This is a genomic window from Streptomyces capoamus (genome assembly GCF_014654935.1).
Classification (GTDB): Bacteria; Actinomycetota; Actinomycetes; order Streptomycetales; family Streptomycetaceae; genus Streptomyces; species Streptomyces capoamus.
Map to the genome: position 1 here is coordinate 78,405 of NZ_BNBF01000017.1, position 23,633 is coordinate 102,037.

The 23,633-nt window shown below is 71.1% G+C and carries 41 protein-coding genes; 37 read left to right on the plus strand and 4 right to left on the minus strand.

The features are described 5' to 3' along the window. Together IE312_RS24890 and IE312_RS24895 are read right to left on the minus strand one after the other, a co-directional pair. On the minus strand, positions 1 to 269 hold a 269-nt coding region (locus IE312_RS24890; protein ID WP_229900405.1), incomplete at its 3' end, for a hypothetical protein. A gap of 148 nt (positions 270 to 417) precedes the next feature. Continuing rightward, on the minus strand, positions 418 to 837 hold the full coding sequence (locus tag IE312_RS24895) for a helix-turn-helix domain-containing protein (RefSeq protein WP_229900406.1): 420 nt from the start codon (positions 835 to 837) through the stop codon (positions 418 to 420). 265 nt (positions 838 to 1,102) lie between these two features. Between IE312_RS24895 and IE312_RS24900 the strand changes: the two genes are divergently transcribed. From IE312_RS24900 to IE312_RS24985, 18 genes are all read left to right on the plus strand, one after another. Beyond that, entirely contained in the window at positions 1,103 to 1,396 is a 294-nt protein-coding gene (locus IE312_RS24900) for a helix-turn-helix domain-containing protein (protein WP_189984551.1), read from the plus strand. Further along, positions 1,393 to 1,662, plus strand: coding sequence for a helix-turn-helix domain-containing protein (locus IE312_RS24905; protein WP_189984552.1), 270 nt, complete (start codon positions 1,393 to 1,395; stop codon positions 1,660 to 1,662). Before IE312_RS24900 ends, IE312_RS24905 begins: the two co-directional genes overlap by 4 nt. Before the next feature lie 91 nt (positions 1,663 to 1,753). Then, a complete protein-coding gene (locus IE312_RS24910) occupies positions 1,754 to 2,122 on the plus strand; it encodes a hypothetical protein (RefSeq protein WP_189984553.1) in 369 nt (122 codons plus the stop codon). Then, on the plus strand, positions 2,119 to 2,787 hold the full coding sequence (locus IE312_RS24915; protein WP_189984554.1) for a hypothetical protein: 669 nt from the start codon (positions 2,119 to 2,121) through the stop codon (positions 2,785 to 2,787). The genes IE312_RS24910 and IE312_RS24915 overlap by 4 nt, the downstream gene beginning before the upstream one ends. Next, the gene (locus IE312_RS24920; protein ID WP_189984555.1) at positions 2,787 to 3,044 is read left to right on the plus strand and encodes a hypothetical protein; all 258 of its coding nucleotides are present in this window, start codon (positions 2,787 to 2,789) and stop codon (positions 3,042 to 3,044) included. The genes IE312_RS24915 and IE312_RS24920 overlap by 1 nt, the downstream gene beginning before the upstream one ends. Then, positions 3,041 to 3,409, plus strand: coding sequence for a hypothetical protein (locus tag IE312_RS24925; protein WP_189984556.1), 369 nt, complete (start codon positions 3,041 to 3,043; stop codon positions 3,407 to 3,409). Before IE312_RS24920 ends, IE312_RS24925 begins: the two co-directional genes overlap by 4 nt. Then, positions 3,406 to 3,831 (plus strand): hypothetical protein, encoded by a 426-nt coding sequence (locus IE312_RS24930; RefSeq protein WP_189984557.1) that lies wholly within the window; start codon positions 3,406 to 3,408, stop codon positions 3,829 to 3,831. The genes IE312_RS24925 and IE312_RS24930 overlap by 4 nt, the downstream gene beginning before the upstream one ends. Further along, the gene (locus IE312_RS24935) at positions 3,828 to 4,028 is read left to right on the plus strand and encodes a hypothetical protein (protein ID WP_189984558.1); all 201 of its coding nucleotides are present in this window, start codon (positions 3,828 to 3,830) and stop codon (positions 4,026 to 4,028) included. Before IE312_RS24930 ends, IE312_RS24935 begins: the two co-directional genes overlap by 4 nt. A 232-nt stretch (positions 4,029 to 4,260) precedes the next feature. Next, positions 4,261 to 5,199, plus strand: coding sequence for a hypothetical protein (locus tag IE312_RS24940; RefSeq protein WP_189984559.1), 939 nt, complete (start codon positions 4,261 to 4,263; stop codon positions 5,197 to 5,199). Further along, the gene (locus IE312_RS24945) at positions 5,199 to 6,335 is read left to right on the plus strand and encodes a recombination directionality factor (protein WP_189984560.1); all 1,137 of its coding nucleotides are present in this window, start codon (positions 5,199 to 5,201) and stop codon (positions 6,333 to 6,335) included. The genes IE312_RS24940 and IE312_RS24945 overlap by 1 nt, the downstream gene beginning before the upstream one ends. Further along, on the plus strand, positions 6,332 to 7,066 hold the full coding sequence (locus IE312_RS24950; RefSeq protein ID WP_189984561.1) for a 3'-5' exonuclease: 735 nt from the start codon (positions 6,332 to 6,334) through the stop codon (positions 7,064 to 7,066). The genes IE312_RS24945 and IE312_RS24950 overlap by 4 nt, the downstream gene beginning before the upstream one ends. Next, entirely contained in the window at positions 7,063 to 7,374 is a 312-nt protein-coding gene (locus IE312_RS24955) for a hypothetical protein (RefSeq protein WP_189984562.1), read from the plus strand. Before IE312_RS24950 ends, IE312_RS24955 begins: the two co-directional genes overlap by 4 nt. After that, complete coding sequence (locus IE312_RS24960; protein WP_189984563.1) at positions 7,371 to 7,604, plus strand: hypothetical protein; 234 nt, start codon at positions 7,371 to 7,373, stop codon at positions 7,602 to 7,604. The genes IE312_RS24955 and IE312_RS24960 overlap by 4 nt, the downstream gene beginning before the upstream one ends. Continuing rightward, entirely contained in the window at positions 7,601 to 7,807 is a 207-nt protein-coding gene (locus tag IE312_RS24965) for a hypothetical protein (protein ID WP_189984564.1), read from the plus strand. Before IE312_RS24960 ends, IE312_RS24965 begins: the two co-directional genes overlap by 4 nt. Next, the gene (locus IE312_RS24970; RefSeq protein WP_189984565.1) at positions 7,804 to 8,403 is read left to right on the plus strand and encodes a hypothetical protein; all 600 of its coding nucleotides are present in this window, start codon (positions 7,804 to 7,806) and stop codon (positions 8,401 to 8,403) included. Before IE312_RS24965 ends, IE312_RS24970 begins: the two co-directional genes overlap by 4 nt. Then, on the plus strand, positions 8,400 to 10,079 hold the full coding sequence (locus IE312_RS24975; RefSeq protein WP_189984566.1) for a DNA cytosine methyltransferase: 1,680 nt from the start codon (positions 8,400 to 8,402) through the stop codon (positions 10,077 to 10,079). Before IE312_RS24970 ends, IE312_RS24975 begins: the two co-directional genes overlap by 4 nt. Further along, the gene (locus IE312_RS24980) at positions 10,079 to 10,660 is read left to right on the plus strand and encodes a hypothetical protein (protein ID WP_189984567.1); all 582 of its coding nucleotides are present in this window, start codon (positions 10,079 to 10,081) and stop codon (positions 10,658 to 10,660) included. Before IE312_RS24975 ends, IE312_RS24980 begins: the two co-directional genes overlap by 1 nt. Further along, positions 10,657 to 10,896, plus strand: a complete 240-nt coding sequence (locus IE312_RS24985) for a hypothetical protein (RefSeq protein ID WP_189984568.1) — start codon at positions 10,657 to 10,659, stop codon at positions 10,894 to 10,896. The genes IE312_RS24980 and IE312_RS24985 overlap by 4 nt, the downstream gene beginning before the upstream one ends. Positions 10,897 to 10,951: 55 nt before the next feature. Here IE312_RS24985 and IE312_RS24990 read toward each other — a convergent pair whose 3' ends face one another. Next, the gene (locus IE312_RS24990) at positions 10,952 to 11,296 is read right to left on the minus strand and encodes a type II toxin-antitoxin system Phd/YefM family antitoxin (RefSeq protein ID WP_189984569.1); all 345 of its coding nucleotides are present in this window, start codon (positions 11,294 to 11,296) and stop codon (positions 10,952 to 10,954) included. Positions 11,297 to 11,472: 176 nt separating this feature from the next. Between IE312_RS24990 and IE312_RS24995 the strand changes: the two genes are divergently transcribed. From IE312_RS24995 to IE312_RS25080, 19 genes are all read left to right on the plus strand, one after another. Beyond that, a complete protein-coding gene (locus IE312_RS24995) occupies positions 11,473 to 11,880 on the plus strand; it encodes a YfdP family phage-associated protein (protein ID WP_189984570.1) in 408 nt (135 codons plus the stop codon). A gap of 3 nt (positions 11,881 to 11,883) precedes the next feature. Then, a complete protein-coding gene (locus IE312_RS25000; protein WP_229900407.1) occupies positions 11,884 to 12,696 on the plus strand; it encodes a DUF2303 family protein in 813 nt (270 codons plus the stop codon). Positions 12,697 to 13,021: 325 nt separating this feature from the next. Continuing rightward, on the plus strand, positions 13,022 to 14,842 hold the full coding sequence (locus IE312_RS25005) for an AAA family ATPase (RefSeq protein ID WP_189984571.1): 1,821 nt from the start codon (positions 13,022 to 13,024) through the stop codon (positions 14,840 to 14,842). A 104-nt stretch (positions 14,843 to 14,946) separates the two neighbouring features. Continuing rightward, positions 14,947 to 15,288: a hypothetical protein gene (locus IE312_RS25010; protein ID WP_189984572.1), complete on the plus strand. Its 342-nt coding sequence runs from the start codon at positions 14,947 to 14,949 to the stop codon at positions 15,286 to 15,288. Between the two features lie 46 nt (positions 15,289 to 15,334). After that, positions 15,335 to 15,949: a WhiB family transcriptional regulator gene (locus IE312_RS25015; protein WP_189984573.1), complete on the plus strand. Its 615-nt coding sequence runs from the start codon at positions 15,335 to 15,337 to the stop codon at positions 15,947 to 15,949. A gap of 20 nt (positions 15,950 to 15,969) precedes the next feature. Next, positions 15,970 to 16,125: a hypothetical protein gene (locus IE312_RS25020; RefSeq protein ID WP_189984574.1), complete on the plus strand. Its 156-nt coding sequence runs from the start codon at positions 15,970 to 15,972 to the stop codon at positions 16,123 to 16,125. After that, the gene (locus IE312_RS43830; protein ID WP_268254351.1) at positions 16,122 to 16,247 is read left to right on the plus strand and encodes a hypothetical protein; all 126 of its coding nucleotides are present in this window, start codon (positions 16,122 to 16,124) and stop codon (positions 16,245 to 16,247) included. The genes IE312_RS25020 and IE312_RS43830 overlap by 4 nt, the downstream gene beginning before the upstream one ends. Further along, a complete protein-coding gene (locus tag IE312_RS25025; RefSeq protein WP_189984575.1) occupies positions 16,244 to 16,759 on the plus strand; it encodes a hypothetical protein in 516 nt (171 codons plus the stop codon). The genes IE312_RS43830 and IE312_RS25025 overlap by 4 nt, the downstream gene beginning before the upstream one ends. A 13-nt stretch (positions 16,760 to 16,772) precedes the next feature. Then, positions 16,773 to 17,192 carry a DUF4326 domain-containing protein gene (locus IE312_RS25030; RefSeq protein ID WP_189984576.1) on the plus strand — a complete coding sequence of 140 codons (420 nt, stop codon included), beginning with the start codon at positions 16,773 to 16,775 and terminating at the stop codon, positions 17,190 to 17,192. A gap of 80 nt (positions 17,193 to 17,272) precedes the next feature. Further along, positions 17,273 to 18,076, plus strand: a complete 804-nt coding sequence (locus IE312_RS25035) for a hypothetical protein (protein ID WP_189984577.1) — start codon at positions 17,273 to 17,275, stop codon at positions 18,074 to 18,076. A gap of 31 nt (positions 18,077 to 18,107) precedes the next feature. Further along, positions 18,108 to 18,770, plus strand: a complete 663-nt coding sequence (locus IE312_RS25040) for a sigma-70 region 4 domain-containing protein (RefSeq protein ID WP_189984578.1) — start codon at positions 18,108 to 18,110, stop codon at positions 18,768 to 18,770. A 79-nt stretch (positions 18,771 to 18,849) separates the two neighbouring features. Then, positions 18,850 to 19,392 (plus strand): hypothetical protein, encoded by a 543-nt coding sequence (locus tag IE312_RS25045; protein WP_189984579.1) that lies wholly within the window; start codon positions 18,850 to 18,852, stop codon positions 19,390 to 19,392. Then, on the plus strand, positions 19,389 to 19,847 hold the full coding sequence (locus IE312_RS25050; protein ID WP_189984580.1) for a hypothetical protein: 459 nt from the start codon (positions 19,389 to 19,391) through the stop codon (positions 19,845 to 19,847). Before IE312_RS25045 ends, IE312_RS25050 begins: the two co-directional genes overlap by 4 nt. Positions 19,848 to 20,176: 329 nt before the next feature. Further along, positions 20,177 to 20,779, plus strand: coding sequence for a hypothetical protein (locus tag IE312_RS25055; protein ID WP_189984581.1), 603 nt, complete (start codon positions 20,177 to 20,179; stop codon positions 20,777 to 20,779). Between the two features lie 160 nt (positions 20,780 to 20,939). Next, positions 20,940 to 21,422, plus strand: coding sequence for a hypothetical protein (locus IE312_RS25060; protein WP_189984582.1), 483 nt, complete (start codon positions 20,940 to 20,942; stop codon positions 21,420 to 21,422). Between the two features lie 80 nt (positions 21,423 to 21,502). After that, the gene (locus IE312_RS25065; protein ID WP_189984583.1) at positions 21,503 to 21,742 is read left to right on the plus strand and encodes a hypothetical protein; all 240 of its coding nucleotides are present in this window, start codon (positions 21,503 to 21,505) and stop codon (positions 21,740 to 21,742) included. After that, positions 21,739 to 22,122, plus strand: coding sequence for a DUF2493 domain-containing protein (locus IE312_RS25070; protein WP_189984584.1), 384 nt, complete (start codon positions 21,739 to 21,741; stop codon positions 22,120 to 22,122). Before IE312_RS25065 ends, IE312_RS25070 begins: the two co-directional genes overlap by 4 nt. Next, positions 22,119 to 22,457: a hypothetical protein gene (locus tag IE312_RS25075; RefSeq protein WP_189984585.1), complete on the plus strand. Its 339-nt coding sequence runs from the start codon at positions 22,119 to 22,121 to the stop codon at positions 22,455 to 22,457. The genes IE312_RS25070 and IE312_RS25075 overlap by 4 nt, the downstream gene beginning before the upstream one ends. Positions 22,458 to 22,814: 357 nt before the next feature. Beyond that, complete coding sequence (locus IE312_RS25080) at positions 22,815 to 23,294, plus strand: hypothetical protein (protein WP_189984586.1); 480 nt, start codon at positions 22,815 to 22,817, stop codon at positions 23,292 to 23,294. On the opposite strand, the gene IE312_RS25085 is transcribed toward IE312_RS25080, so the two are convergent. Beyond that, complete coding sequence (locus tag IE312_RS25085) at positions 23,291 to 23,617, minus strand: DUF6233 domain-containing protein (protein ID WP_229900408.1); 327 nt, start codon at positions 23,615 to 23,617, stop codon at positions 23,291 to 23,293. The genes IE312_RS25080 and IE312_RS25085 overlap by 4 nt on opposite strands. Positions 23,618 to 23,633: the final 16 nt, after the last annotated feature.

The following is a 23,633-nucleotide window of genomic DNA, read 5'->3' on the forward strand; positions in this document are numbered from 1 at the left end:
CCGGGCCAGTTCTGCACCCAGAGTCCTTCGTGGACTATGCGGGTGAGCTGCTCCACGAACTCGTCCCGGGCCTGCTCGCTGACGTGCTCTTTGGATGCGAGCCAGACGAACTCGCCTTCCTGTTCCACTCCGATGACAGCTCGGCCCCCCGGCAGGCTGTCCACCAACTCCATCCGGAACTCGGCTTTTGGAGTTCCTTGGTTCCCCCGCGACTGCTCCTGGTCGTTGGCCTCGCCGCCGTGCGGCTGCACGCCGCCTTCGTCCGCCACCGCATGCCTCCCAGGTACAAGCGCACACTCGTTCGTAAGTTCGAACGGTTGTGCAGATTGATCCGTTGCGCCCCCCAGGCGGATCACCGACTGTGCCATACCGATCAGCCTGTGACCAGAGTGAACCGCTCAGTAGTGGAAAGCTGCACTATTCGTCCGTCTTGCCCCGCGCCGGACCATCACCCTTCGTGCGCCTCCGGGCAAAGCTTTCGGCGATGTCGGCCAGCTGCCTGCGCTCTTCCTCTGTCATCTCCTCGATGTGCGCGGCGAGCACCCGGGTCGTACGGTCCTGGCTCCAGACGAATGACTCCAGGTCGAGGTATTGGGCGGCAGCCGCCTCCTGCAGTACGCGCAGCGGCAGGGACAGGCCGGCGGCGAGGGCGCGCAGGACGGCGGCCGGCGGGGCGTCAGTGCTCTCGCCGCGCTCGACCTTGCTGATCCATCCGAACCGGGCTTGGGTTCCGGTCTCGGGGTCGAGAGACTGATCCGCCAGCCGCCGGACACTCAGGCCCAGTTCAGCTCGCCGCTGTCGTACGAGGTCGGCGAAGTCGGTCCGCTGCTCAGTCATGGCGTGCATTCTGCCCTCTCAGTCCCGCGTGTGACGCCAGTTGTCTACGTTAAACCTTCTGATCAACGGACAATTGCCAGGTCAGCCCGTACAACCGTTTATGCCTAGGCACAGAGTGTCTACGTAAGCACCCCGTGCGCGCCATACACACGGGGTGCGTTGACTGGATCTGACTGCCTGTGCGTTTCCGTAGACAAGCTGTCTACGGGTGTGTACTGTCGTTCTTGTTCACGGAAACGCACAATCCGTCTACGGAGGTGAACACGTGCGTCCGCAGCAGAACCCCATGGTCCTGGTGGACCCTGACCTCCTCGTCAGGCTCATGAAGCGCACCGGCGACGGCCGCGAGGTGACAGTCCGCGACCTCGCAGACGCAGCCGGATGCCACCACAGCAAGATCGGCCACCTGCGCTCCGGCGAGCGCCGCACCGCCACCCACGACGAGGCGACGGCAATTGCCAGACGGCTGGGAGTCGACCTTCTGGTCCTCTGGGAGCACACCGGCCGCACCGTCGAGGCCCCGGCCGAGCCCCCGCACATCGCCGCGGTGCCCGCATGACCCGCCGCCTCACCTACCCCGAGGCCGCCGCCGAACTGCCCGGTGTCAGCGAATCGTGGCTGCGCAAGAACATCAAGAAGCTGCCGCACACCAAGATCGGCCGCGTCGTGTACTTCACCGACTCGGACATCGAGCGGATCGACGCCCTGTTCCACCACGAGCCGACGACCGGCCCTCTGGCCGCCGTTCCGGCCGGCGCCTCCACCGGCCCCCACCCGCTGGGGCACCTGGTGCCACTGCCGTCCCGCCGCTCCGCGCGGGGCTGAACCACCCCTGAAACGCCGAAGGGCCGCCCGCTTTGACCGGCCTGGCGACCCCCGATCGGCGAGCCCCTACCAGAAGGAAGAGAGGCCCTCGATGGCCACATCATCTCAGACCCCAACCAGCTTCCGCGCCCGGCAGGACGCCCGGGAACGCAACGAGCACTCGTACCAGACGACGTGCGTGGTGCAGGAGCTGCCGCAGTCGACGCACATCGCGGTGCAGGCGACCGAGTCGGCGGTCCTGGTGACGGCGACGAACATCGACGTGCTGGCCGAGTGGCTGCACGTGATGCACGGCACGGTGACGCGGACGGATCTGCCGTCGGGTCAGACGGCGTGGACGCTGCGGACGCAGACGTGGACGGACTCGCCGGCGTTCCCGCCAGTGCCGGTCTTCGTCACGGTGGTTCTGCCGTCGGACGAGCCGGTGATGCACGAGATCGCCGAGGCGGTGGCCGCATGAGCGAGACGCCGATGGTCCCCCAGAGGCGGCAGCCCCGCTCGATGCTCGACCTCGCCCGGAACGCGCTCAACGCCCGGATGAGCAAGGACGATCTGCGCCTCGTCCTGGAGAACGTCGTCACCTACGCCTCCGAGCTGGAGCGGCAGCGCAACGCCTTCCGTGACCAGAGGAACAACGTCTTCGCGAAGAACGAGCATCTGCTCGCAGAGGTGCAGGAGTCGGACCAGGCGCGGCTCTTGGCGGAGAACGAGACCCGCACCGTGAAGCGGGAGTTCGCCGAGGCTGCGGCCACGGTGGCTCGGCTGGTGCAGGAGCGCGGCGACCGGATGAAGGTTGAGAACGCGCTCCGCGACGAGGTGGAAGACCTGCGGGCCCGGGTCGCCGAGCTGTTGGCGGAGCGGCACTCGACGAATGAGTCGCTGTCCGACGCTGCCGAGACGCTGCGCGTGCAGCGGGACCGGATCGCCGCGTTGGAGGGGCAGCTGGCCGGCAGGGACCGGCCGGTGGACGAGGACCCGATCGCGTACACGCTGACCCCGGAGGCCGAGGCGTCGGCGGGTCGCCTGTCACAGATGCTCGCGCCGGCCGTCGAGGGCGAGCACTACGCGTCGGTGCACCACGGCTACCGGCTCGGCCGGGACCTGCCGCAGACGGGCGGTGCTTGATGGCCGCCACCGTCGCGGACTGGGCCGCATGCCTGTCGATCGGTATCAGCGCGAGCGCCGCCGTCTCCCTGCCAGTCCTGCTGTGGGCCGACGCCGACTACCTCCTCGTCAAGGACTGGCAGGCCGTGGGGGACCGCGTGCTGGTCGAGGCGACGAACCTGCGGCACACCGCCCAGGACGCCGGCCGCGCGGCCGCGGTGTCGGTCGCCGCACTGCTCCTGATCCTCTCCGCTCCCACCCCGGAGGCGACCCGATGAACTCGAAGAAGCCCGGCCTGTCGTTCACCCTCGGCGCGAACCACCTGCACGGCGTGCTCCGCGTCGACCAGATCCGCAACGACACCCTCGTTCAGCTCGTGCAGCACTGGGCCGAGCCGAAGGACCGCGACGCGATCATCGACGCGCTCGACGAGCTGGCCGACGTGGTCCGCGGGCCGCGCGCCGAGGGCGAGTTGGATGCGGCGCTGCTGCAGGTCGAGGACACCTGCGGGATGGACACCGCGCAGGTCGAGGTGTCGATCGTGGACTCGCGTCGGCTGCTGGCCGAGTTCACCGAGGTGGTCCGTCGCTTGTCGCGGTTCAACCCGAAGCAGCTGCTGCCGGGTCAGCGAGGTGCCGCATGAGCCCGCGTGACAAGACCGAAGCCAGCCTCTACGAGGCCATCGACGAGTTCAACCGGACCGCCTGCTGGCCGGTACTGCAGTACGCGCAGAACCGCCAGTACCTCGCCGAGCATCTGGCGAACGCCATGGTGCCCTCGTGGCTGCGTGAGCGGAAGGCGGAGACGGCGGGCGAGGAGATCGCCTACGTGCTGCTGATGTTCGGCCTGTTCCCGAACGACTGGTTGGACGCTCACCGTGCCGAGGTGCTGAGCGAGGCCGCTGCGGTGGCCGACGCCTACGCCGAGCGGGCGACGGACCGCCTGATTGCGCTCGCGCTGCGCACTGTGGCGAGCGAGCAACGGGGTCTGGCCAAGGCGCAGAACAGCAAGGCGAGGCCCGCGGCGGAATGCTTCAAGGTCGCTGAGGGCGGTGAGGCGCAGTGAACTTCCGCACCTTCACCGCCTGCCTGGCCATCGCAGGCATCAGCGGCATCGCCACTCTCGCCGCCGCGCTCGTCTCGCTGCTGGTGGCCGACCCGGTCACCGCGCGTCTGCTGTGGGTGGCAACCGCGATGACGGTTGCGGTCGGCGGCGGGTCCCTGGTGGCCAGTCGTCCGGGCCGGACGGAGGGGCGCCGATGAGCAGTGGCTCCCACGAGGACCGGCTCGCTGAGCTCCTCGACACGATCCGTTCGCGCGGCGGCCGTTGGCCGGCTGGTCGGGTGCAGCGCATGCGCCGTCGGTCCGGCGGCCCTGTGCAGCGGGGGACGGCCCGCCGGGATCTGGCGGAGTTGGCGCGGCGGGGCGAGCTGATCGCGCATGGCCCGGAGGACGGCCGGTTCTACACGCTCAACACCAGGAAGGACGGCGCCCGATGACAACCGCCGCGCAGGCCGGGGCGAACGCTGCCCCGGCCGCCGGCCGCCGCTCCCGCACCGAGCAGGAGCCGACCGGCACCGACCGCATCCCCCAGCCCTCCCAAGGCTGGTACCGCGTCAAGGGCACCAACCTCAAGCTCCGCCGCGTCACCACCATCCTCGAACAGGGCTGCTCCAAGGGCGACGCCCTCACCTTCTGGGCCGGCAACATCACCGCCGAAACGGCCATGAACAACCTGCCGTACCTGGTGAGCTCCTCCCTCTACCCGGACCAGCGCACCGAGGCCTACGACTGGCTGCGCCGCGCCCACATCCGGAAGAAGGACGAGCGCGCCGACATCGGCACCGCCGTGCACCGGCTCGTCGAGGCCCATGTCCTCGGCACCCCGATGCCCGCCGAGCTGCTCAGCGACCCCGAGCTGGCCCCCTTCCTCGACCACTTCCTCCGCTTCGTCGAGGAGTGGCAGGTCGAGTTCGAGGCCTCCGAGATGGTCGTCGGCAACGAGGCCGAGGGCTACGCCGGGACGCTCGACTACCTGCTGCGCTCCCCCCTCATCGCCGCCGCGCTGTCCGCGTACTTCGACACCGAGGTCCCGTCGGGCGCCGTGTTCGTCGGCGACACCAAGACCGGCGGCGAGCTCGACGTGAAGGGCGTGTACCCGGAGGCCGCTCTGCAGATGGCCGCGTACCGCAAGGCCCGGGTCGCCTGGCTGCGCGATGGGACGAAGGTGCCGATGCCCGACACGTTCTGGGCCGGGGTCGTCCTGCACCTGAGGCCCGAGGGCTACCGGCTCATCCCCGCGGTCGCCGACGACGCCGTGTTCGAGGCGTTCCTGACCGTCAAGCGGAACGCCGAGTGGACGTCCGGCCTGTCCAAGCAGGTCATCCGTCCCGCTCTCACCCTCCCCACCCGCACTGAAGAGAGGGCTGCCTGATGCCCATCATCGATCTCCAGCGCCGCATGCGGCAGCTCGGTGAGATCCGCCTCGGCCACGTCGTCCCCACCGCCAACGGCAAGACGCGCCCGGCCAAGCTGGACAAGTTCCGCTTCACCTCCCCCTCCCGTGAGATCCTCACCGCGGTCGCCGAGCTGTACGGCGGCGAGGTGAAGCCCTGGACCCCGGCCAACGGCGGTCCGGCTGAGTTTGAGGTGTACTCCCAGGCCAACCGGCTGCCCGTCCTCATCCCGCCCCGGGACGCCGTCTCGCAGTGGTACGAGCTGTACGCCGGCTCGAAGTGCCAGCGCCGCTGCGACGGCGTCACCGAGCACAAGTCCGACCGGCCGTGCCTGTGCGACCCGGAGAACCGGGACTGCGCGATCACCACCCGCGTCAACGTGATGCTGCGCGACGTCCCGGCGCTCGGCCAGTGGCTGCTCGTTTCGAAGGGCTACCACGCGGCCGTGACCCTGCCGCCCGCGGCCGAGCTGCTGGCGCAGGCCGGCGGGTACGTCGCTGGGTGGCTCGGGGTGGAAGAGAAGACGGCCATCGTCAAGGACAAGCCGGCTCGGTTCATGGTGCCGACGCTGGATGTGGAGATCACCCCGGCTGCGCTGATGGCCGGGCAGATCACCGGCGGCGCCCCGCAAGCGGTGGCCTCGGGCCCGGAGCGGGTGGCGATCACCTCGGGGCGGCCGGACTACGCGGCACTCGCCGCCGAGGCGAAGACCCCGGCCGAGGTGCGCGCGCTGTACGAGCAGGCCGTCGAGCGCGGCGAGATGGACAAGGCGCTCGCCGACATGCTGACTGCCCGGGCCGCTGTGCTCGGCGCAGCGGTGAAGAAGCCGGACGAGGGACAGCCGGCCCCGGGCGGAAGCGCCGCTGAGCCGACGCCTTCGGCGCCGGTGAGCGCGCCGGACGCCGAGGGCGTGTACGAGGCTGAGCTGGTCGACCCGGCCGCCGCTCAAGACGTGTGGTTCCAGATCATCGCGGCCGCCGGCCCGCGCGGCATGACCACGGAACAAGTGGAGACCGCGTTCGCTCAACGGCACGGAGGGCTGCACCCGTCGTCCGCAAGCGTCGGCCAGTTGGAGGCGTTCCTCGCCGCACTGAAGGCGGGTGACGTGCAGTGACCTGGTTCACCGGCCGCCTGTGCGGCTTCGACCTGGAGACCACCGGCGTCGATGTTGAGAAGGACCGCATCGTCACCGCCTGCATCGTCCAGTGCGGCGGCAGCCAGCCCACCGCATCATCGACGTGGCTGTCGGACGTGGGCGGCATGGAGATCCCCGAGGCCGCCGCGAAGGTCCATGGGGTCACTACCGAGAAGGCCCGGGCCGAGGGCTACCCCGCTGCCAACGTGGTGCAGGACCTGGTGACCGCGCTGGTGCAGGTTGTCACGCACGGCATCCCGATCGTGGCCATGAACGCCTCCTTCGACCTGACCATCCTCGACCGCGAGGCCCGCCGGCACGGCATCGCTCCTCTCACGGACGTCGTCGGCGACGACCTGCGGGTGGTCGACCCCCGTGTCCTGGACAAGCAGGTCGACCAGCGACGCAAGGGCCAGCGCACGCTGACCGCCCTGTGCCAGCACTACCAGGTTCCGCTGGACGGCGCGCACTCCGCGGACGCGGATGCCATCGCCGCCTGCCGGGTCGCGTGGCGTCTCGGTTCGACGGTGCCGCAGCTCGGTGCGATGAGTATCGATGACCTGCACCAGGCCCAGATCAAGTGGGCCGAGGAGCAGGGCCGTTCGTTGGCCGCGTACTTCCGGCGTACTCCCGGCAAGGAGTCGTGGGCGGACGGCGTGCGTACCGAGTGGCCGCTGATCCCGGCGCAGCGCGGGGGTGAGCAGTCATGAGGTGGCCGTTCGTCCGCACCGCCGACTACGAGAAGGCCGTCGGCACCAGCGAGTACGCGCTCGACCAGCTCGCCGCGACCCGCATCGTCAACGACTGCCTCACCGACGCCAACCTGGCCGTCGCCCGCCGTCTCACCCGCGCGCTCCGCGCCTGCGCCCGCTACCGGAAGGCGCTCGCCGCCGAGCAGCGCCGCGCCGACCAGCTCCAGCGCCGCCTCGACAACGCCGTCGGCCTCAACATCACCGCCGTCGCCCACGGCGAGACCTGGCAAGAACGCCGCGAACAGAAGATGAGGTACGACAAGTGATCACCGATCTCGTTCGCCGCCTGCCACGCCCGCTGCGCGCCCCGCTCCGCTTGGCCGGCGTGCACACCGGTAAGCACCGCGGTCCGCGCGCCGTGCCGGGCGCCATCGTCACCACCGAGTTCGTCACCTGCAACCCGTGCGGCGGCGTCGAGACCGCGGCCACCCGCCACGGCACCGTGCTGCGCTGCGCGGAGGGCCACGAGCAGGCCGGGACGGGGGCCGGATCGTGAGCGCCGCCGTCATCGCCCTCGTCTCGATCGTCCTGGTCGCTTTGGGTCTCGTGGTCCGCCGGGTGCGGCGGGCCTGGGTGGCCGCGTCGGCGCGGGTCGATGCCGCGCTGGCCCAGCTGCCGCCGGTGCCCGCGCACGACGCCAGCTGGGACCGGCTGCGGCAGGCCGTCCGTGACGAACAGCAGAAGGGAGAGCAGCCATGAGCACGCTGTTCGACATCACCTCCGAGGCACCGGCCGCCCCCGCGGCGGCCGGGACCCGGCCCCGATACCGCGTCGCCGGACTCGACATCAGCCTCACCGGCACCGGCATCTCCACCCTCGGCGGCACCACCCGTGTCCCTACCACCGGACGCCGCCGCGACACCATCCTCCAACGCCGCACCCGAATGCGGCACATCCTCGACACCGTCCTCACCGAAGTCGGCACCGTCGACCTCGCCTGCGTCGAAGGCCCCTCCCACCACAGCGTCGGCGGCTCCGTCTGGGACCGAGGTGGCCTGTGGTGGCTCATCATCGACGGCCTGTGCGCCCGCGGCATCCCTGTCGCCGTAATCCCGCCGATGTCCCGGGCCAAGTACGCCACCGGCAACGGCGGAAGCCGCAAGGCCGCAGTACTGGAGGCGGCGCAGCACCGGTACGGAGCGATCCTCCCGACCGACGACGAGGCGGACGCGCTGATCCTGCGGGCCATGGGGCTGGACTGGCTCGGCGTGCCGTTGGCCGAGGTGCCGGATGGTCACCGGGCGGCGCTGGCCGGCTGCCAGTGGCCCGACCGCGAGGCGGTGACCGCTCGATGACGTACCACTACGACAACGAGCTGACCGTCATGGACTGGTTCTGCGGGGCCGGCGGCTCCTCCCAGGGCATGCACTCCATCCCGGGCGTGCGTATGGCCCGGGCGGCGAACCACTGGGAGCGGGCGATCGAGTCGCACGCAGCGAACTTCCCCGAGGTCGACCACTACCGCGGTGACATCCGCGAGGCCCCGGTCGAGAAGTGGCCAGTGACGGACATCTTCTGGGCGTCCCCCGAGTGCCCGCAGTGGTCGAACGCCCGCGGTAAGCGCCGCGACTTCGACGCCTCCCTCCAAGGCGATCTGTTCGACGGGTTCGGCCCGTCCGAGGAGGTCGAACGGTCCCGGGCGCTGATGGAAGAGGTGCCCATGTACCTGCGCGGCGTGCAGGAGCGCGGCGGCCTGGTCAAGGCCGGTGTCGTCGAGAACGTCGTCGACGTCCGCGCCTGGGACCAGTGGGACCGCTGGATCGGCGAGATCCGCAAGCTCGGCTACAAGACCCGCGTCATCGCGCTCAACAGCATGCACGCCGAGCCGCGGACCGTGCACAAGGCTCCGCAGTCCCGCGACCGCCTGTACGTCGCGTACTGGCACGAGTCCCTGGGCCGGACGCCCGACTGGGACAAGTGGCTGAGGCCGCGCGCCTGGTGCACCGGCTGCGAGACGTGGGTGCAGGCCGTGCAGCGGTTCAAGCAGCCCGGCCGCGACATGGGCCGCTACAAGCAGCAGTACGTCTACCGCTGCCCCAACACCAGCTGCCGCAACCAAGTCGTCGAACCCGAGACGCTCCCGGCTGCCGTCGCCATCGACTGGACGATCCCCGGGCAACGCATCGGCGACCGCACCAAGCCGCTCGCCGAGAAGACCCTCGCCCGGATCCGCGCCGGCCTGGACAAGTTCGCCCGGCCAGTCATGGTCCCGGCGGGCGGCACATGGCGGACCGAGGCGGTCCCCGTCGACGAGGCACTGCCCACGCGGACGACGCGGGAGAACGACGGTCTCGCCGTGCCGCCGCTGCTCATCCCAGTCGAGGGCCGCGATGGGAAGGAGCCGAACTCGGCGAACCTGCCGCTGCGCACCCAGACCGCCCGCAACGAGACCGGCCTCGCCTGGCTGCCGTTCATCGCCGAACTTCGCGGCGGCGGGTCGGTGGCCCGGTCGGCCACCGAGTCCCTCGCCACGGTCACCGCGTCCGGCAACCACCACGGGCTCGTCACTCCGGATCTGTCCGCGTTCGTGATGCGGAACAACGGCAGCAAGGGTGACGGCCGCGAGCACTGCACCGCCGTCGAGGAGCCCCTGCGGACGCTGACCACGATGGGCCACCAGTCCCTCGTCACGTGGGAGTCGCTGCTCGTCCCGTACTACGGCAACGGCACCGCCCGCCCGGTCCGGGAGCCGATCGGTACCCTCTCCACCCGCGACCGGTACGCGCTCGTGCAGGGCGAGGTCGACCTCAACGATGTCCGGTTCCGCATGTTGGAGCCCCACGAGATCGGCCGGGCCATGAGCTTTGCCGACGCCTACATCGTGCTCGGCTCGAAGCGGGAGCGGGTCCGCCAGTACGGCAACGCGGTCACCCCGAACTGCGCCGAGGTCATCGTCGCGGCCCTCGTCGAGGCCATCAGCGGCGAGGACATCGACCGGTACGCGCAGCCGGTGATGGGGGTGGCTGCCTGATGGCCAACCACGCCAACGCCAGCCGCGAGGAAATCACCGCGGCCCTCCGCGCCGGCCACCCGGTCAACCAGATCGCCGCCGACCTCCACGTCGACCGAGCCCGCGTCCGCGCCATCCGCAACGAACTCGGCCTGCCCGCCCACGTCCGGGCGATCGAGACCGTCACGATCGAAGACCGCTGGCGCGAGTACGCCAAGCCGCTCCCCGGCGGCCACATGGACTGGACCGGCGAACGCAACGCCACCAGCAACAGGCCGCTCCTCTCCCACGGCTACCGCCACCACAGCGCTGCGGGCATCGCGTTCCGGATCCGCACCGGCCGCGACCCGGTCGGCCAGGTCCGCGCCGACTGCGGCATGCAGCACTGCGTCGCCCCCGACCACGTCGAGGACGCGCCGGGCCGCCGCCGCAACCGGGAACAGCTGCGGTACATCAGCGGCGGCCGAGCCCTGCAGGAGCGCTGCCGCAATGACCACGACCAGGCCGAGCACGGGCGGGTCGCGGCGGACGGGCGGGCCTACTGCAACGCGTGCAAGCGGGCGAGGGATGCCCGGTCGCAAGCAAGGCGGGATGCGGCGTGACGGCCCGGGTTCTGGTCGGCGGTTTGTTCGTCGACTGCGGCGACGGTTTCGAGAACAAGAACGGTGACCGGGCCGGTCAGATCACCTACCGCCGCGCACCCCGCGCCCGCTACGAGTGCCTGCGCTGCCAGACGGTCGAGGGCCCGGTGTCCGGGGCGGCCGCGGTGAAGCGGTTCGTGGCCACCATCCGCACCATCCACGTCTGCCGGACCGGCGCGCAGCCGCTGGCCGCATGACACAAGCCCCGCACCAGAACGGTGCGGGGCCCGGAGAGAAGGGAGGGGAACGATGTCAGTCGAGGTAAACGCGACGCACCGCTTCCACGGCAAAGCGCGCAGCAGCATTCAGCGCCTCCCGCAGCACACGAGCATTCGTCGGCGCGGGCGCCTTGGCGTCGTCCTCCGATTCCTCCGCGCGCCGTTCCAGGAACGCGACGGTCGCCCTGTCCCTGACCGCGCGTTCGTAGAAGTCGGGCGGCACCACGTAGGCGCTGCGCTTCCCGCGTTCGGTGAAGGCCCCGGGCCGACCGCCGTACCGAACCTCACGGATGAGCTGGGTGAGGTTCGCGCGGGCGTCGGTCATGGAGACCTCGGCCACGCCGTCCTCGGCGATCCGAATGCCCTGGTCAGCAGCCATGGTCAGAGTGTAAGTCATGACCAATCTCTCCAATCTTCGAAATCTTTAAAGTATCATGGCAGGGCGGAGCCGCCCCTGTCTCCCCCTCCGCGCAGCCATGCCCGCGATGTCTCAAACCGCGCGGCCCGCTGACCACTTCATCACCACGGCACTCACCAGAAAGGCCGCACCAGCACATGAGCAACGTCGACAAGACCACCGGTGAGATCACCGAGGAGCAGAAGGCGCCCGTCGCCGCGTTCCTCGCCAGCCACCTCAACGGCCGCACCGAAGAGGAACTGAGCACCGAGTTTCACCAGCTGCTCGACGCCGTCCGCGCCCACGGCAAAAAGGGCTCCATGACGATCACCATCGTCGTCGAACCCCCCGCCAACGGCGTCGAGTCCGCACCACTCCCCATCGGCGTCGAGTCCGCGGTCAAGGCGCCCAAGCCGACCCCGGTCAAGAGCCTCTACTTCCTCAACGACGACGGCCAGCCCGTCCGCGAGGACCCCCGCCAGATGACCCCCGGCGTGTACCGCAACGCCGACGGCACCACCGAATTCCGCATGACCGAGACCACCACCGACTACAAGGACGCCTAAGCCGTGACCAACACCACCGACAACGCGCAGGTCATCGTCGACACCGCCCTGCGCTCCGCACCGCCGGCCGAACTTCAGCCTGGCAAGGTGTACGCCTTCCACACCCCCAACGGCGTCCACAAGGTCGACCTCACCGGCGACGACTACAAGGACCAGCCGTCGCGGAAGACCGGCACCACCACCGTCCGCGACGCCGAATCCTTCCTCGCCTACTGGACCAAGCACCACGACGACAACAGCGAGGTGTACGCCGACAGCGAGCGCCTCACCGTCACCGCCGTCCTCGACGCCAACACCGCGGACTCCGCCCGCTGGGCTGGCCACCGCCTCCACCTGGCGCTCCGCGAGACCACCGCCTGGCGGCAGTGGATGCACCAGGACGGCCAGCTCATGCGGCAGGAGGAGTTCGCCGAGTTCCTTGAGGACCACCTCCCCGAACTGCTGGAGCCGTCCTCGGCGGACATGCTGGAGATCGCGCAGTCCTTCCAGGCCGCCGTGAAGGTCGACTTCCAGTCCGCCAGCCGACTCTCCTCCGGGCAGCGGCAGTTCCAGTACGTCGAGACGCAGAGCACCAAGGCCGGGCAGAAGGGCCAGCTCACCGTCCCCGAAACGTTCGTCATCGGCCTCATCCCGTTCGAGGGCAGCGAGGGCTACAAGCTCACCGCCCGCCTCCGCCACCGCATCGGACAGAACGGGCTGCAGCTCGGCTACAAGCTGGAACGCCCCGACGAGATCCGCCGCACCGCGTTCGCCGACGTGGTCAAGGCGATCGGCGAGCAGATCGACACCGCGGTCATGAACGGGACCCCGGCCTGATGAGCGGGCGCGGAGCACGCACACGCGACGGCATCAGCCGCTGCCCGGGCTGCTCCGCGCCCCTCCTCGTCCAGTGAGTCGGTCACACCGCAGCGCTCCAGGCCCGCGTTGACCTTCCCCCGCCGGACGAGGCCCGCCCCTACGGGCCCGCCGCGCAGGCGAGCACACTCCACGACCTCGTGTGGTGCCTGCCCCGCCCTCGCCACGGCCCGCTCCGGCTGCGCTGGACCACCGGCCGGCACCCGCCGGACTGCCCGCACCAGCACCTCCTCACGCACCGCTGCACCACCGAACCGACCACGCTCTTCTGACGGAGGACCGCCCCGTGGACAACGTCCGCCACATGACCCGCGACACGGCGGACCCGCACGGCCCCGAGCAGTACGACGCCGAGCGATACGTCCTCGGCGGCTGCATGCACAACCCCCGGGACATCGACACCGTGCGCGGCATCATCACGCGTGGCGACTTCGCCCTCCCCGCCCACGAGCTGATCTGGGACGTCATCGTCCAGCTCCACGGCGACGGCCAGCCGATCAGCCCCCTCACCATCCGCCTGGACCTGGAGAGGCGGAAGGAACTGCAGCGCGCCGGCGGCCTCGCCTACATCAACCAGCTCGGCGACTACAGCCTCGACGCCGAGTACCACGCGCGGATCGTCCGCCGGGATGCAGACCTGCGCGCCGAAGCTGACCTCGGCCGCCGCATCGTCCAGCAGGCCACCTCACCCGACGCCGAGCCTGGCCGGGCCGTCACCTTCATCGACGACTACCTGAAGCGGCAGCAGGAACGCTCCGCCGGCCGCTCCGGCGACCCCGCCGACGCCCTCCTCGCTGAACTCCTCGACGCCGCCAGCCTGGACAACATGCCCACGCTGGAACCCCTCGTCGGCGACCTCCTCCACCTCGACAGCCTGGCCCGAATCATCGGCCCGTCCGGGCACATGAAGTCGTTCGTCACGATCGACATCGCCGGGCATGTCGGCACGGGCATGCGCTGGCACGGCCACTACGTCCGGCAGGGCACGGTCGTCTACCTCGTCGCCGAGGGCGCCCGCGGTATCCGGAAGCGCGTCCGGGCCTGGGAGAAGCACTACGGGCTGAAGATGGACAACGTCCTCTTCCTGCCCCGCCCGGTGCAGGCGATGGGCCCCGAGTGGGACACGCTCATCGAGGCGATGCGCCGCCTGCAACCGCAGATGGTCATCATCGACACCCAGGCCCGTGTCTCCGTCGGCGTTGAAGAGAACTCCAACACCGAAGTCGGCGTCGTCATCGAACGCATCGAGGAGCTCCGCCGCGCGACCGGCGCCTGCGTCCTCGTCATCCACCACACCGGCCACGTCGGGGAGCACGGCCGCGGCGCCTCGTCCGCGAAGGGCGCCCTGCAGTCCGAGCTTCACGTGTCGAAGAAGGGTGAGGACGCTCGGAACACGATCGTCACGGTGAAGGTCGGCAAGCAGAAGGACGACGAGCAGAGCGGTGATCTGCAGTTCGGGCTGAAGGTCGTCACCCTCGATGGCGAAGCCAAGCCCGACGGGCGCCCGGTCACCTCGGTGGTCCTGGAGTCCCTGGACGTTCGGCCGGCCGAGGAGGTCAAGGGGACCCCGGAGTGGCTCGTGGGCGTGCTCCACAAGGCACAGGTCCCGGTGGGCTGGGGGAGCCCGCGGGTCATCAAGTGGTGCGCGGAGTACGGCATCCAGATGCGCAAGGACAAGATCGAAGAGGCGGTTCGGATCCGCAAGCGGAAGGACTCTTTCGACGAGGCACAGGATGCCCGAATTGCCCTCCCCCCGAACCTCCCCCGCGATCTTGAAAGCGAACTCCCCCACGATCAAGGGGGGAGTTCCAGGGAGCCCGAAGAAACGCGCAGGTCAAACCTCCCCCCAACTCCCGGGGGAGCCCCGGGGGACGTCCCTCCCCGACCTCCCTCCCCCCGCCCCGCCTCTAAGGCGGGGGGAGGTACGGAGGGGGACCGCGGGACAGGAGACGCCGACGGTCCGCCGTGCACCATCTGCGACCGCCCCATCAACCCCGACTGGGCAGCCCGCGGATACGACACCCACATCGGCTGCGACCCCGCCACCGGCAGCCACCCCGACCACCCCACACACCCCCACGACGACGCACCCCACGACGCCGCTTAGGAGACCCCCGTGCTCACCGCCGCCACCGTCCGAGGCCCCGGCCGCACCGTGCACGCCCGCTGTGAGCCGTACCTCGCCGACACCGACCACGAAAGGCACAGCGCATGACCACCGACCACCCCTTCGGCCCGTCCCCCCTCCGCGTCATCGCCGTCGACCTGGACGGCGTGCCCATGGACTGCGAGGACGACGACACCGCCCACGTCTGGGTCCGCGTCCTCGCCTGGAGCCCCCGCCGTGCCTACCTCACGGGCGCCGCACCGTTCGCCGCCGCCGCCCAGTGCCACCCCGCCGACCTCACCGGCCGCGTCTTCCTCGCCCGCCTCGACCTCAACAACCCGCCCAGCAGCGACGACACCGCAGGCGAGCGGCTGGAGTGGCCCGACCTGCGCGAGGCCCCGCCGCTCCCCGAGGAGTGGACGCGCCCCCACGGCCGCACCACCTGACCAGCACCGCCGACCAACCGCCCCACGACCACCCCGGGGAGCGCACATGACCACCCTGCCCGACCTCACCGCCCGCACCCCCGGCCTGCCCTGCCGACTCGACCCCGCCCCGTTCTTCAGCGACCAGGCCACCGAGCGGGCCGCAGCCGTACGCCTGTGCCGCGGCTGCCCCCTGCGCCCGCAGTGCGCCAGCTACGCCCTGGAGCAGCGCATCCCACACGGCGTGTGGGGCGGCACCACCGCGGCCCAGCGACGCAGCTTCCACAACGGCCGCCCATGGCGGTTCGATGACGCCGGCCGGCTGCGCCTCGTATGCGGCAGCGAGGACGCCTACCGCTCCCACCTCGGGTACGGGGAGCGGCCGTGCGACGAGTGCACGGCAGCGCACACCGCGCACGTGGAGGCCAAGCGGCGCCAGCGGCTCGCGGACGAGCACGCCCTCGGTGGGTCGGGCGTCGGCTACTTCCTCCACCGCCGGCTCGGTGAGCCCTCGTGCGAGGACTGCCGTGAGGCGCTGCGTCTGGAGCGCGCGGCGGCAGAACGGCGCCGCGCGGCCCGGCAGGGGCACGGACAGCCGCGTACGCGCTCCGGGACCTCCCGGGCCGCCAAACGCACCAGCGGCGCTCCTGCGGGCGCACAGCCCCTCCCCATCGCCAGCTGACCGAACGGAGGTCCACCACCATGAACCGCCCCCGCTGCCCCCGCGGCCACTTCCTCCCCGCCGCCGGTACCTGCCGCTGCACCCGGCCCCGCATCGGCGCCGACCTATGGGGCCAGGGCCGCCGTATCCGGTCCCGCGAGATGACCACCGTGGACGTCGTGGGCGGCTACCTGTGATCGCCGTCGTCGCGTACGTCCTGCTGGTCACCGCCACCAGCGCCGTCACCCTCGCCCACTGGCTCTATCCGCCATGGCGCCCCGCCCCGACCGACCAGACCCGGAAGGACCAGCCCACGTGACTCACTCCAGCTCGGACGTGCTGGCCGTCGTCCGCGCCGTCGGTGCCCTGACAACGCAGGTCAGACGCATCGCCGACGCCGTGACGACGCCCGTCACCCGTACCGACGTGGCCGCCGACGACGTACGGACGACGGCCGACGACGCGGACGCGCAGCGCACCGCCCGCCGCATCAGCCTGCGCAACCTGCTCGGCCGCGCCGCCGCCGGCCTTACCCCCGACGAGGACGCGCTCTTGCGCCAGCACACCGAGGCCGAGATCCGCGAGGCCGACACCGCGCGCGCCGTCGCTCGCTCGAACCTCCGGCACGTCCAGACGATCGTCCCCGAGATCGACCGACTCGCCGCCGAGCTGGAGCAGGCCCAGGCCGCCATCGAGCGCGTGCGCGCCGCAGCCAAGTGGGCCCGCCACCACCATCCCGGGCTGCGCCACGTTCACGACCGCCTGGCCGCCGCCCTCGCAGACGCCTCCGACGCACGACACCGCGAACTCACGACCCGCACCACCGCCTGACAAGGAGCCACCCATGACCCGCCCCCCGCAACGCATCCAGCGCAAGCGCACCCCCGGCTGGACAACCCCACTCGACGGCCAAGGCCGCGCAGCCAAGTACGTCGGCCGCGGCACCCGCTGGGGCAACCCCTGCACCCAAGTCCGCATGCCCGCCCTCGACGGCTCCGACTGGGAGCGCGAAGGCCGCCTCGGCAAGACCTCCGGCCAACAGCACGCCTACGTCCACCCCGACAAGACCATCACCTGGCACCTCGTCCAGGACGCCACCCGCGAACAGGCCGTCGCCATGTTCCGCGACTGGCTCAACCAGCGGCCCGACCTCGCCCAGGCGGCGCGCACCGAACTCACCGGCCGGGACCTCATGTGCTGGTGCCCCCTCGACGAACCCTGCCACGCCGACGTCCTCCTGGAGATCGCCAACCAGCAGGCCTGAGCACCACGTGACCAACACACCAACTGACCCGCCAGTCAGTAACCAGCCTGACGGCCCGCCACCGCCACAAGGAGCAGACCATGACCAGCAGCGAGCAGCAGCTCGACCTCGACGCCATCCAGACCAAGACCGCCGAACTCCGCCAGCGCATCGACCGCAAGAACCCGTGGCCGTCCGACAACGAGTCGCACTGGATGACCGAGGGCTGGAAGAACGGCACCCGCAACGCGCTCGACAAACTCCACACCGAAGCGCTCGTCGCCGAGATCCGCCGCCTCCGCGCCGAACTGGACGCCGAGCAGTCCGCCCACCGTTTCACCCTCCGCCAGCGCAACAACCGCAGCGAGCGGCTCCTGTACCTGCGGGACGTCGCCAAGTCGGGCCAGAAGGACTTGCTCGTCGAGGAGGCGCTGAACACGCTCGCCGCGTCGGTCACCGACCACTTGCCGGCCGACGCCGACGAAATGGCCGCCAGCCTCAAGCGGGACGGGTTCGGCGCCGACGAGATCGCCGACATCTGTGGCCCCGGCGTCACCGCCGGCGAAGCCCCGGAGCCCACCCAGTTGCGGTGGGGCCTGGACGACGTCATGTGGGGCGACGACGACACCATCACCGTCCTGCTGTCCGGGCCGGCCGGTGAGCCGTACTGGCTGGAGCTGGACCCCGAGCGGGCCGCCGCACTGCGAACGGACCTGGCCGGGCCGGACGGTGAGGAGGCCGACCGGTGCGGCGCCCGCCACCACCAGTACCCCGACACCGTGTGCACCGAGCCGCCCGGCCACTACCGGCGCGACGTCGACCCGCACGCCGGACCGCTCGTCATCGACGGCCGCGAGCGTGGGGGCGCGGCATGGGACGAACCCGCCGCTGACCGTCGGCCGTGACTGGCACACCACCACCGAACGGAGAACCCCGATGACCGCAGCCACCGTCGTAGCCCACGGCTACACCATGCGCGACCTCGACGCATTCGCCCGCGCCGTCGTCATGAACAACCGCACCTGGTGGCCCGCAGGCGACCGCGACGACCTCCACGCCGCCGCCTGGCACGGCATCGTCGAACACCTCTGCACCACCGACACCCCGCCCAGCCGACGCGACTTGCTGGAGGCCGGCCGCCAAGCCCTCGTCCACGACGTGAAGGCCACGATGCGCCACCACGGCGCCCGCACAGACACGCGCAACAACGGCGCCCGGTACGCCACGTACTGGGAATGGGCCGGCCGCGCGGTGCCCAGCGCCGAGGCCAGGATCGTCGAGCGCATCGCCCTGGAACAGATCCTGGCCGCGCTCACCCCCCGACAGCGAGAAGCGTTCACCGCGCTCGCAGCGACGGGCGACTACCCGGACGCGGCTCGCCTCCTCGACATCGAGGACCAGACGTTCCGGTCCCTGATCGGCCGGGCGCGGGGAGCGTTCCGGGGCCTGTGGCACGAAGGCGAGCAGCCCTCCCGGCATTGGGGATGCGACCGGCGGGCCGGCTCCGTGCGCGGAACCGTCGGCAAGGGCGAGTCGGCTGTCGCCAACCTGCGGCGCCGTCAACGCGCTGCCGCGAAGAACGCGACTGCCCCCGCATGACTCACCACCTGAACACGCAGCCCGGCGCTGTCGATAGCAGCGCCGGGCCTGCCCACACCGTACCGACCCTGGAGCAACCATGACCCAGCCCGACCCCGACCTCCGCGACCGCATCGCCGCCGCACTGTACGAGCGGGAGCGGCCGCCGCGAGACCCGCAGTGGTCCGCCGCCTGCACGATGGACCGGGAGACGTTCGAGGAGATGGCCGACGCGGTCCTGGCCGTGCTGCCCGAACCCGCCGACCGGGCTACCGTCCTCAACGCCGCTGCGCAGCACCTGTACACCGCGCTGTTCCCCGCCGTGTACGACGACATGGGGCAGAAGGCTGCGGAGGGCGTCCAGCGTGCCGTGTCCGAGCTGCGCCGGTTGGCTGGCGAGACACCAGCCGACACCGAGGCGCCGTGCCCCGACCCGATCGAGTGCAGCCACGAAGCCGCACTGGGCGAGGCCGAAGCTGAGGCGGAGCGCCAGTTGGCCGCGGTCCAGCGCGTCCGCCGCGTCCTGGAGGTAGAGCCTGTTCTGAACCGCTCCGCGCTGGAGTACCGGGGCCTGATCCTCGACGCCCTGACGGGCACCCAGCCCGCCGCCGGGGCGCGGCAGGACGGGGCGCAGCAGTCATGACCAACACGCTCCCGCCCCGCACCAACACCCCCGACCGCGTCACCACCAACGACGAAGGCCGCAAGGTCACCACCGTCACCCTCAAGCGCTGCTGCAACGGATGCGGTGAGTACCTCGGCGACGCCGACAACCGCGACGTCGACGCCCATGGCAACCTCACCGACGTCCGCGCCGAATGCGACCACTGCCGGCCACTCGTCGAGCTGGAGGCCGCGGGCTGCAAGACGTGGGAGCTGACCCCGCGCAGCTTCAGCCGCGTCGCGAACGAGATCGACCGGCTCCGGCCATGGGTCTTCACCAAGGGCTACTGGCAGAACGTCGACGACAAGCTCCAGGTCGTAGGCCTCCGCATCGGCGAACGCCCGAACCACGTCGTCGCATTCTTCGGCGACTGGATCATCCGCCACCTCGACGGCCACTTCACCGTCCACAAGGCCCCGCAGCCGACTGCCTGACCGCCGCACCTCCTGACCAGAGCACCCAACTGACCCGCCAGTCAGTAAGGAGTGAACATGACCACCGACCAGCCCCGCCGCATCCAACGCCGCCGCACCAAGGGATGGCAGGCGCCGCTCGACACGCAGGGCCGCAAGCCCGTGCCGGACATGCCGACGCGAGCAGTGGGGCCGCAAGCGCCAGTGACAGACCACCTACCGACTACCTCTCACACCCCTGGAGCCCCGATGAACCAGCCCGAATCACCCCCGCCGAACGGCAGCGGGCCATCGCCCTGCTCGAAGCCGTCGCCTTCCTCCGGACCGCCCACTACCGGGACGGCCTCACCGTGCAGGAGATCGGTGCCGCGCTGCTGCACACCGCGGACGACGCGGACCCGATGGCCGCGAGCCTGTTCCGGGACGGCAACGGGCCCGACGAGATTGCCGCGATGCTGGCTGCCGTCGAGCCCGCGGTGCAGTCGCCCGCCGACCGGGCCGCCGAGGAGCTGGCCAAGCACTTCGCCCAAGCCATCTGGGCCTTGAAGTCCCCGCCGCCGCCCGGCTCGGAGCACTACCGGTCTGGCTGGGATGACGGGCTGGAGGCCGCGATCGACGCCGCGCGGGACGTGCTGCTGCGTCGGCTGGCTGGCGAGCAGCCCACGAACAGCGAGGCGCGGCCCGACGACACGATCCACGCCTGCCCCGGCCGGTGGGGCGGCCCGTCCTGCCGCTGCTTCGACAAGGAGCAGCCCACGAACAGCGAGGCGCGGGACGCGCCGGATCAGGTCGTCGCCTACGTCCTCGCCGAACGGGTCGACCTCCACTGCCCTCGGTGCGCGCCCACACCCACCGGTGACGTGTGGACGCCTGTGACTGCCGAGGAGTTGGAGGACGGCGGCATCTGCACGGTCTGCGGCAGGGACGTCCTGATCCCGGCGCCGTCCGTCTGACCGCCAGCCTGCCGGGGGTCGTGCCCGTCCACGACCCCACGGCGGGCCGCTACGGGGCCACACACGGCCTCACAGGGGTTCGCGCGGCTCACGCAACGCCGAACCCGCCCACAAGCCCGGAGACGGGCGCACAGCCAATCCAGAACCAGGAGCACTCACCATGGGACAGTCCACCAACGCCATGCTCGTCTACGGCTACCACCTCGGCGGCGGCGACAGCGACTGGCTCGTCCAAGACGCCGGCGAGTTCGGCGAACTCCCCGCACTCGACTGGTACAACGCAGACGACGAGGACGGCGACGACTTCATCACGGCCGCAGAGAAGCGCCTCCTCGCCCAACTCGCCGACTTCACCGAGACCGACTGGCAGGTCGACGGCTACTTCGAACGGGAGCGCGCAGCGAAGGCCCGCCTCGGCGTCGAGTTCGAAAGCCACTGCTCCGGCGACTACCCGATGTACCTCCTCATCGCGAAGGGCATCACCGCCTACCGAGGTGGCGTCAAGCCCATCGACTTCGTTGCCCTCCAGGCCGAGGTGACGCAGGCCGACGCTGACGCCAAGCTGCGCGCTGCTCTCGACGCCCTGGGGCTTCGGCCGACCCAGGAGCGGGCGCAGTGGCTGCTGTGCTCGTACTGGGGCTGATCCGCTTCCCGGGCCGCCGCACCCACGCGGCGGCCCGCCCAGCCGTAGCCCGCACCCCGCCCACCACCAGGAGCAGACCCGTGACCGACACCCCGACCCCCGCCCCCGGCCAGATCTGGCAGGACAACGACCCCCGCGGCTACGGCCGCAAGCTGCTGATCGAGCGCACCGACCAGACCCATGCCACCATGTGCCAAGTCGCCCTCACCCCGGCCGGCGAACCCGTGCCGCTGCCCGGCGTCCGCCGCACCCGCATCCGACTCGACCGCCTCCGGCCCACCAGCACCGGCTACCGGTACATCAGCGGAGGCCAGCAGTGACCGCGCCCTACCGGATTCTCGTCACCGGCAGCCGAACATGGACCGACGTCGGCGCCATCCAGAAGGCCCTCGCCAAAGCCGTTGAGGCCATCCCCGCCGACCGGCAGATCATCGTGGTCCACGGCGCCTGCCCCAACGGAGCCGACGCCATCGCCGACCAGTGGGCACGCCAGTACGGCGCCACCGTCGAACGCCACCCCGCGAACTGGCGACCCAACGGCGTCCTCGACCGCGCGGCCGGCTACCGCCGCAACGCCGAGATGGTGCTGAGCGGAGCCGACCTGTGCCTCGCCTTCATCCGCAACATCAGCCCCGGAGCGACCCACTGCGCAGCCACCGCGGAGCGAGCCGGCATCCCCGTCCGGAGGTTCACCGCATGACCGACCGCATCCCCCTCGATCACCTCACCAGCGACCAGTACGACCAGCTGTGCGACCGACTCGCGAACCTCGAACGGCAGCTCGCCGACTACGAAAACCGGATCATCTGGCACAGCACCTGCGAGAGCTGCGCCCGCACCCTCGACTCCGCCATCCGTGAGACCGAGCGAGCTGAGCGCGCCGAGGCGGCCATCGCCCGGGTGCGCACCCTCGCCGAACAGTGGCAGGCCAGCGTCCGCCCCGGCGAACCCCACCCCGCCGCAGCAGCCATCCTCGCCGCCCTCAACCAGCCCGAGTCGGCGGCAGCGACCGAAGCGACCGAGCACCCCGCTTGACGGCCGTGGCATCCTGGATCCGCACGCTGAACCCGGCCCCTGCCGGGGGTAGGCATGCTCCGCCCGGTGCGGGTGGCCCCGGCCACCTGATGCACCCACCGGGCCGGTACAACCTGATGCGCCGTGCACGGTGCTCAGTGGTCGTGGTGTCGGTGCTGCCACCTTCGCGCGACGGCCGAACCCCGAGCGCCCCGCCGTCTATACCGGCGGGGCGCTCGCACGTTCCGCCCCTACCGCCGCGCGCCCAGAACTGAGCCGCCACGTGACCCAAGTCACCGCTCGCGTGCACTCGCAGGGCACACCCCGGACGGCCGGCCCGGCAGCATCAGTGCCACGCCGAACAGCGAGGAGACCCCCGTGCAGGTACGTCAGATCAGCTCATGCACCAGCCCCGCCGTCTGGATGCTGCCCCGCCTCACCTCGCGCCGCACCTTGCTGTGGGAGCTGTACATGTGCGACCGACACGACGCCCTGGCCGCTCAGCTGACCGGCGCCCACAACCCCGTCAGGCGCGGCCGACAGCCTGTGAACCGGGAGGTCCGCTGCGGCACCCTGCACGACCACCAGCCCATCGAGGGCGCCCTCGCACTCCACGGCCGGACATGGCTCGTCCTGCAGACCCTGGCCGGCACATGGCTGGAGCAGCTGACCGAGGCGGCGCAGTGGCAGGCCGACATCGACGGCCCGGACGCTGCCGCTCTCGCCGAGATCGTTCGCGTGGCCGCGGCGGGCCCGGATGATCCGGCCGTACAGGTGCGGGTCCTCGATCTGCTGGCGCGGGCGGAGACGGCCGCGGTCGAGCGGCGCTGGGTGGCCCAGTACGGGCAGCTGCCCTAGTCGAGCGCCGTGTCGGGCCGGCAGTGCGGGCAGGCGGCGACGCCGTCGGCGAGGGCCTGCCGGACACCAGCCTGGTCGATGCCGTGGCTGCGCCCGCCCGCGTTCCAGCAGCCGCCGCGGTGGACGTACACGGCGGGAGCCTCGCGGTTGAGGCCTGGCTCCAGTAGCCACGCCGGCTTTGCCGGTCGCCGTTCCCGACCCGTGTGTTGCTCGGCCTCGCGGCGTTCTTCGTCGGCGATCCACTGGTCGATGGCGGCCAACTGTCGGGCGGTGTGCTCGGCGACGACGCGGCGAGCGAAGCGGAGGGCGTCGAGCCGGGTCATGGGGTCGCTCACCTGC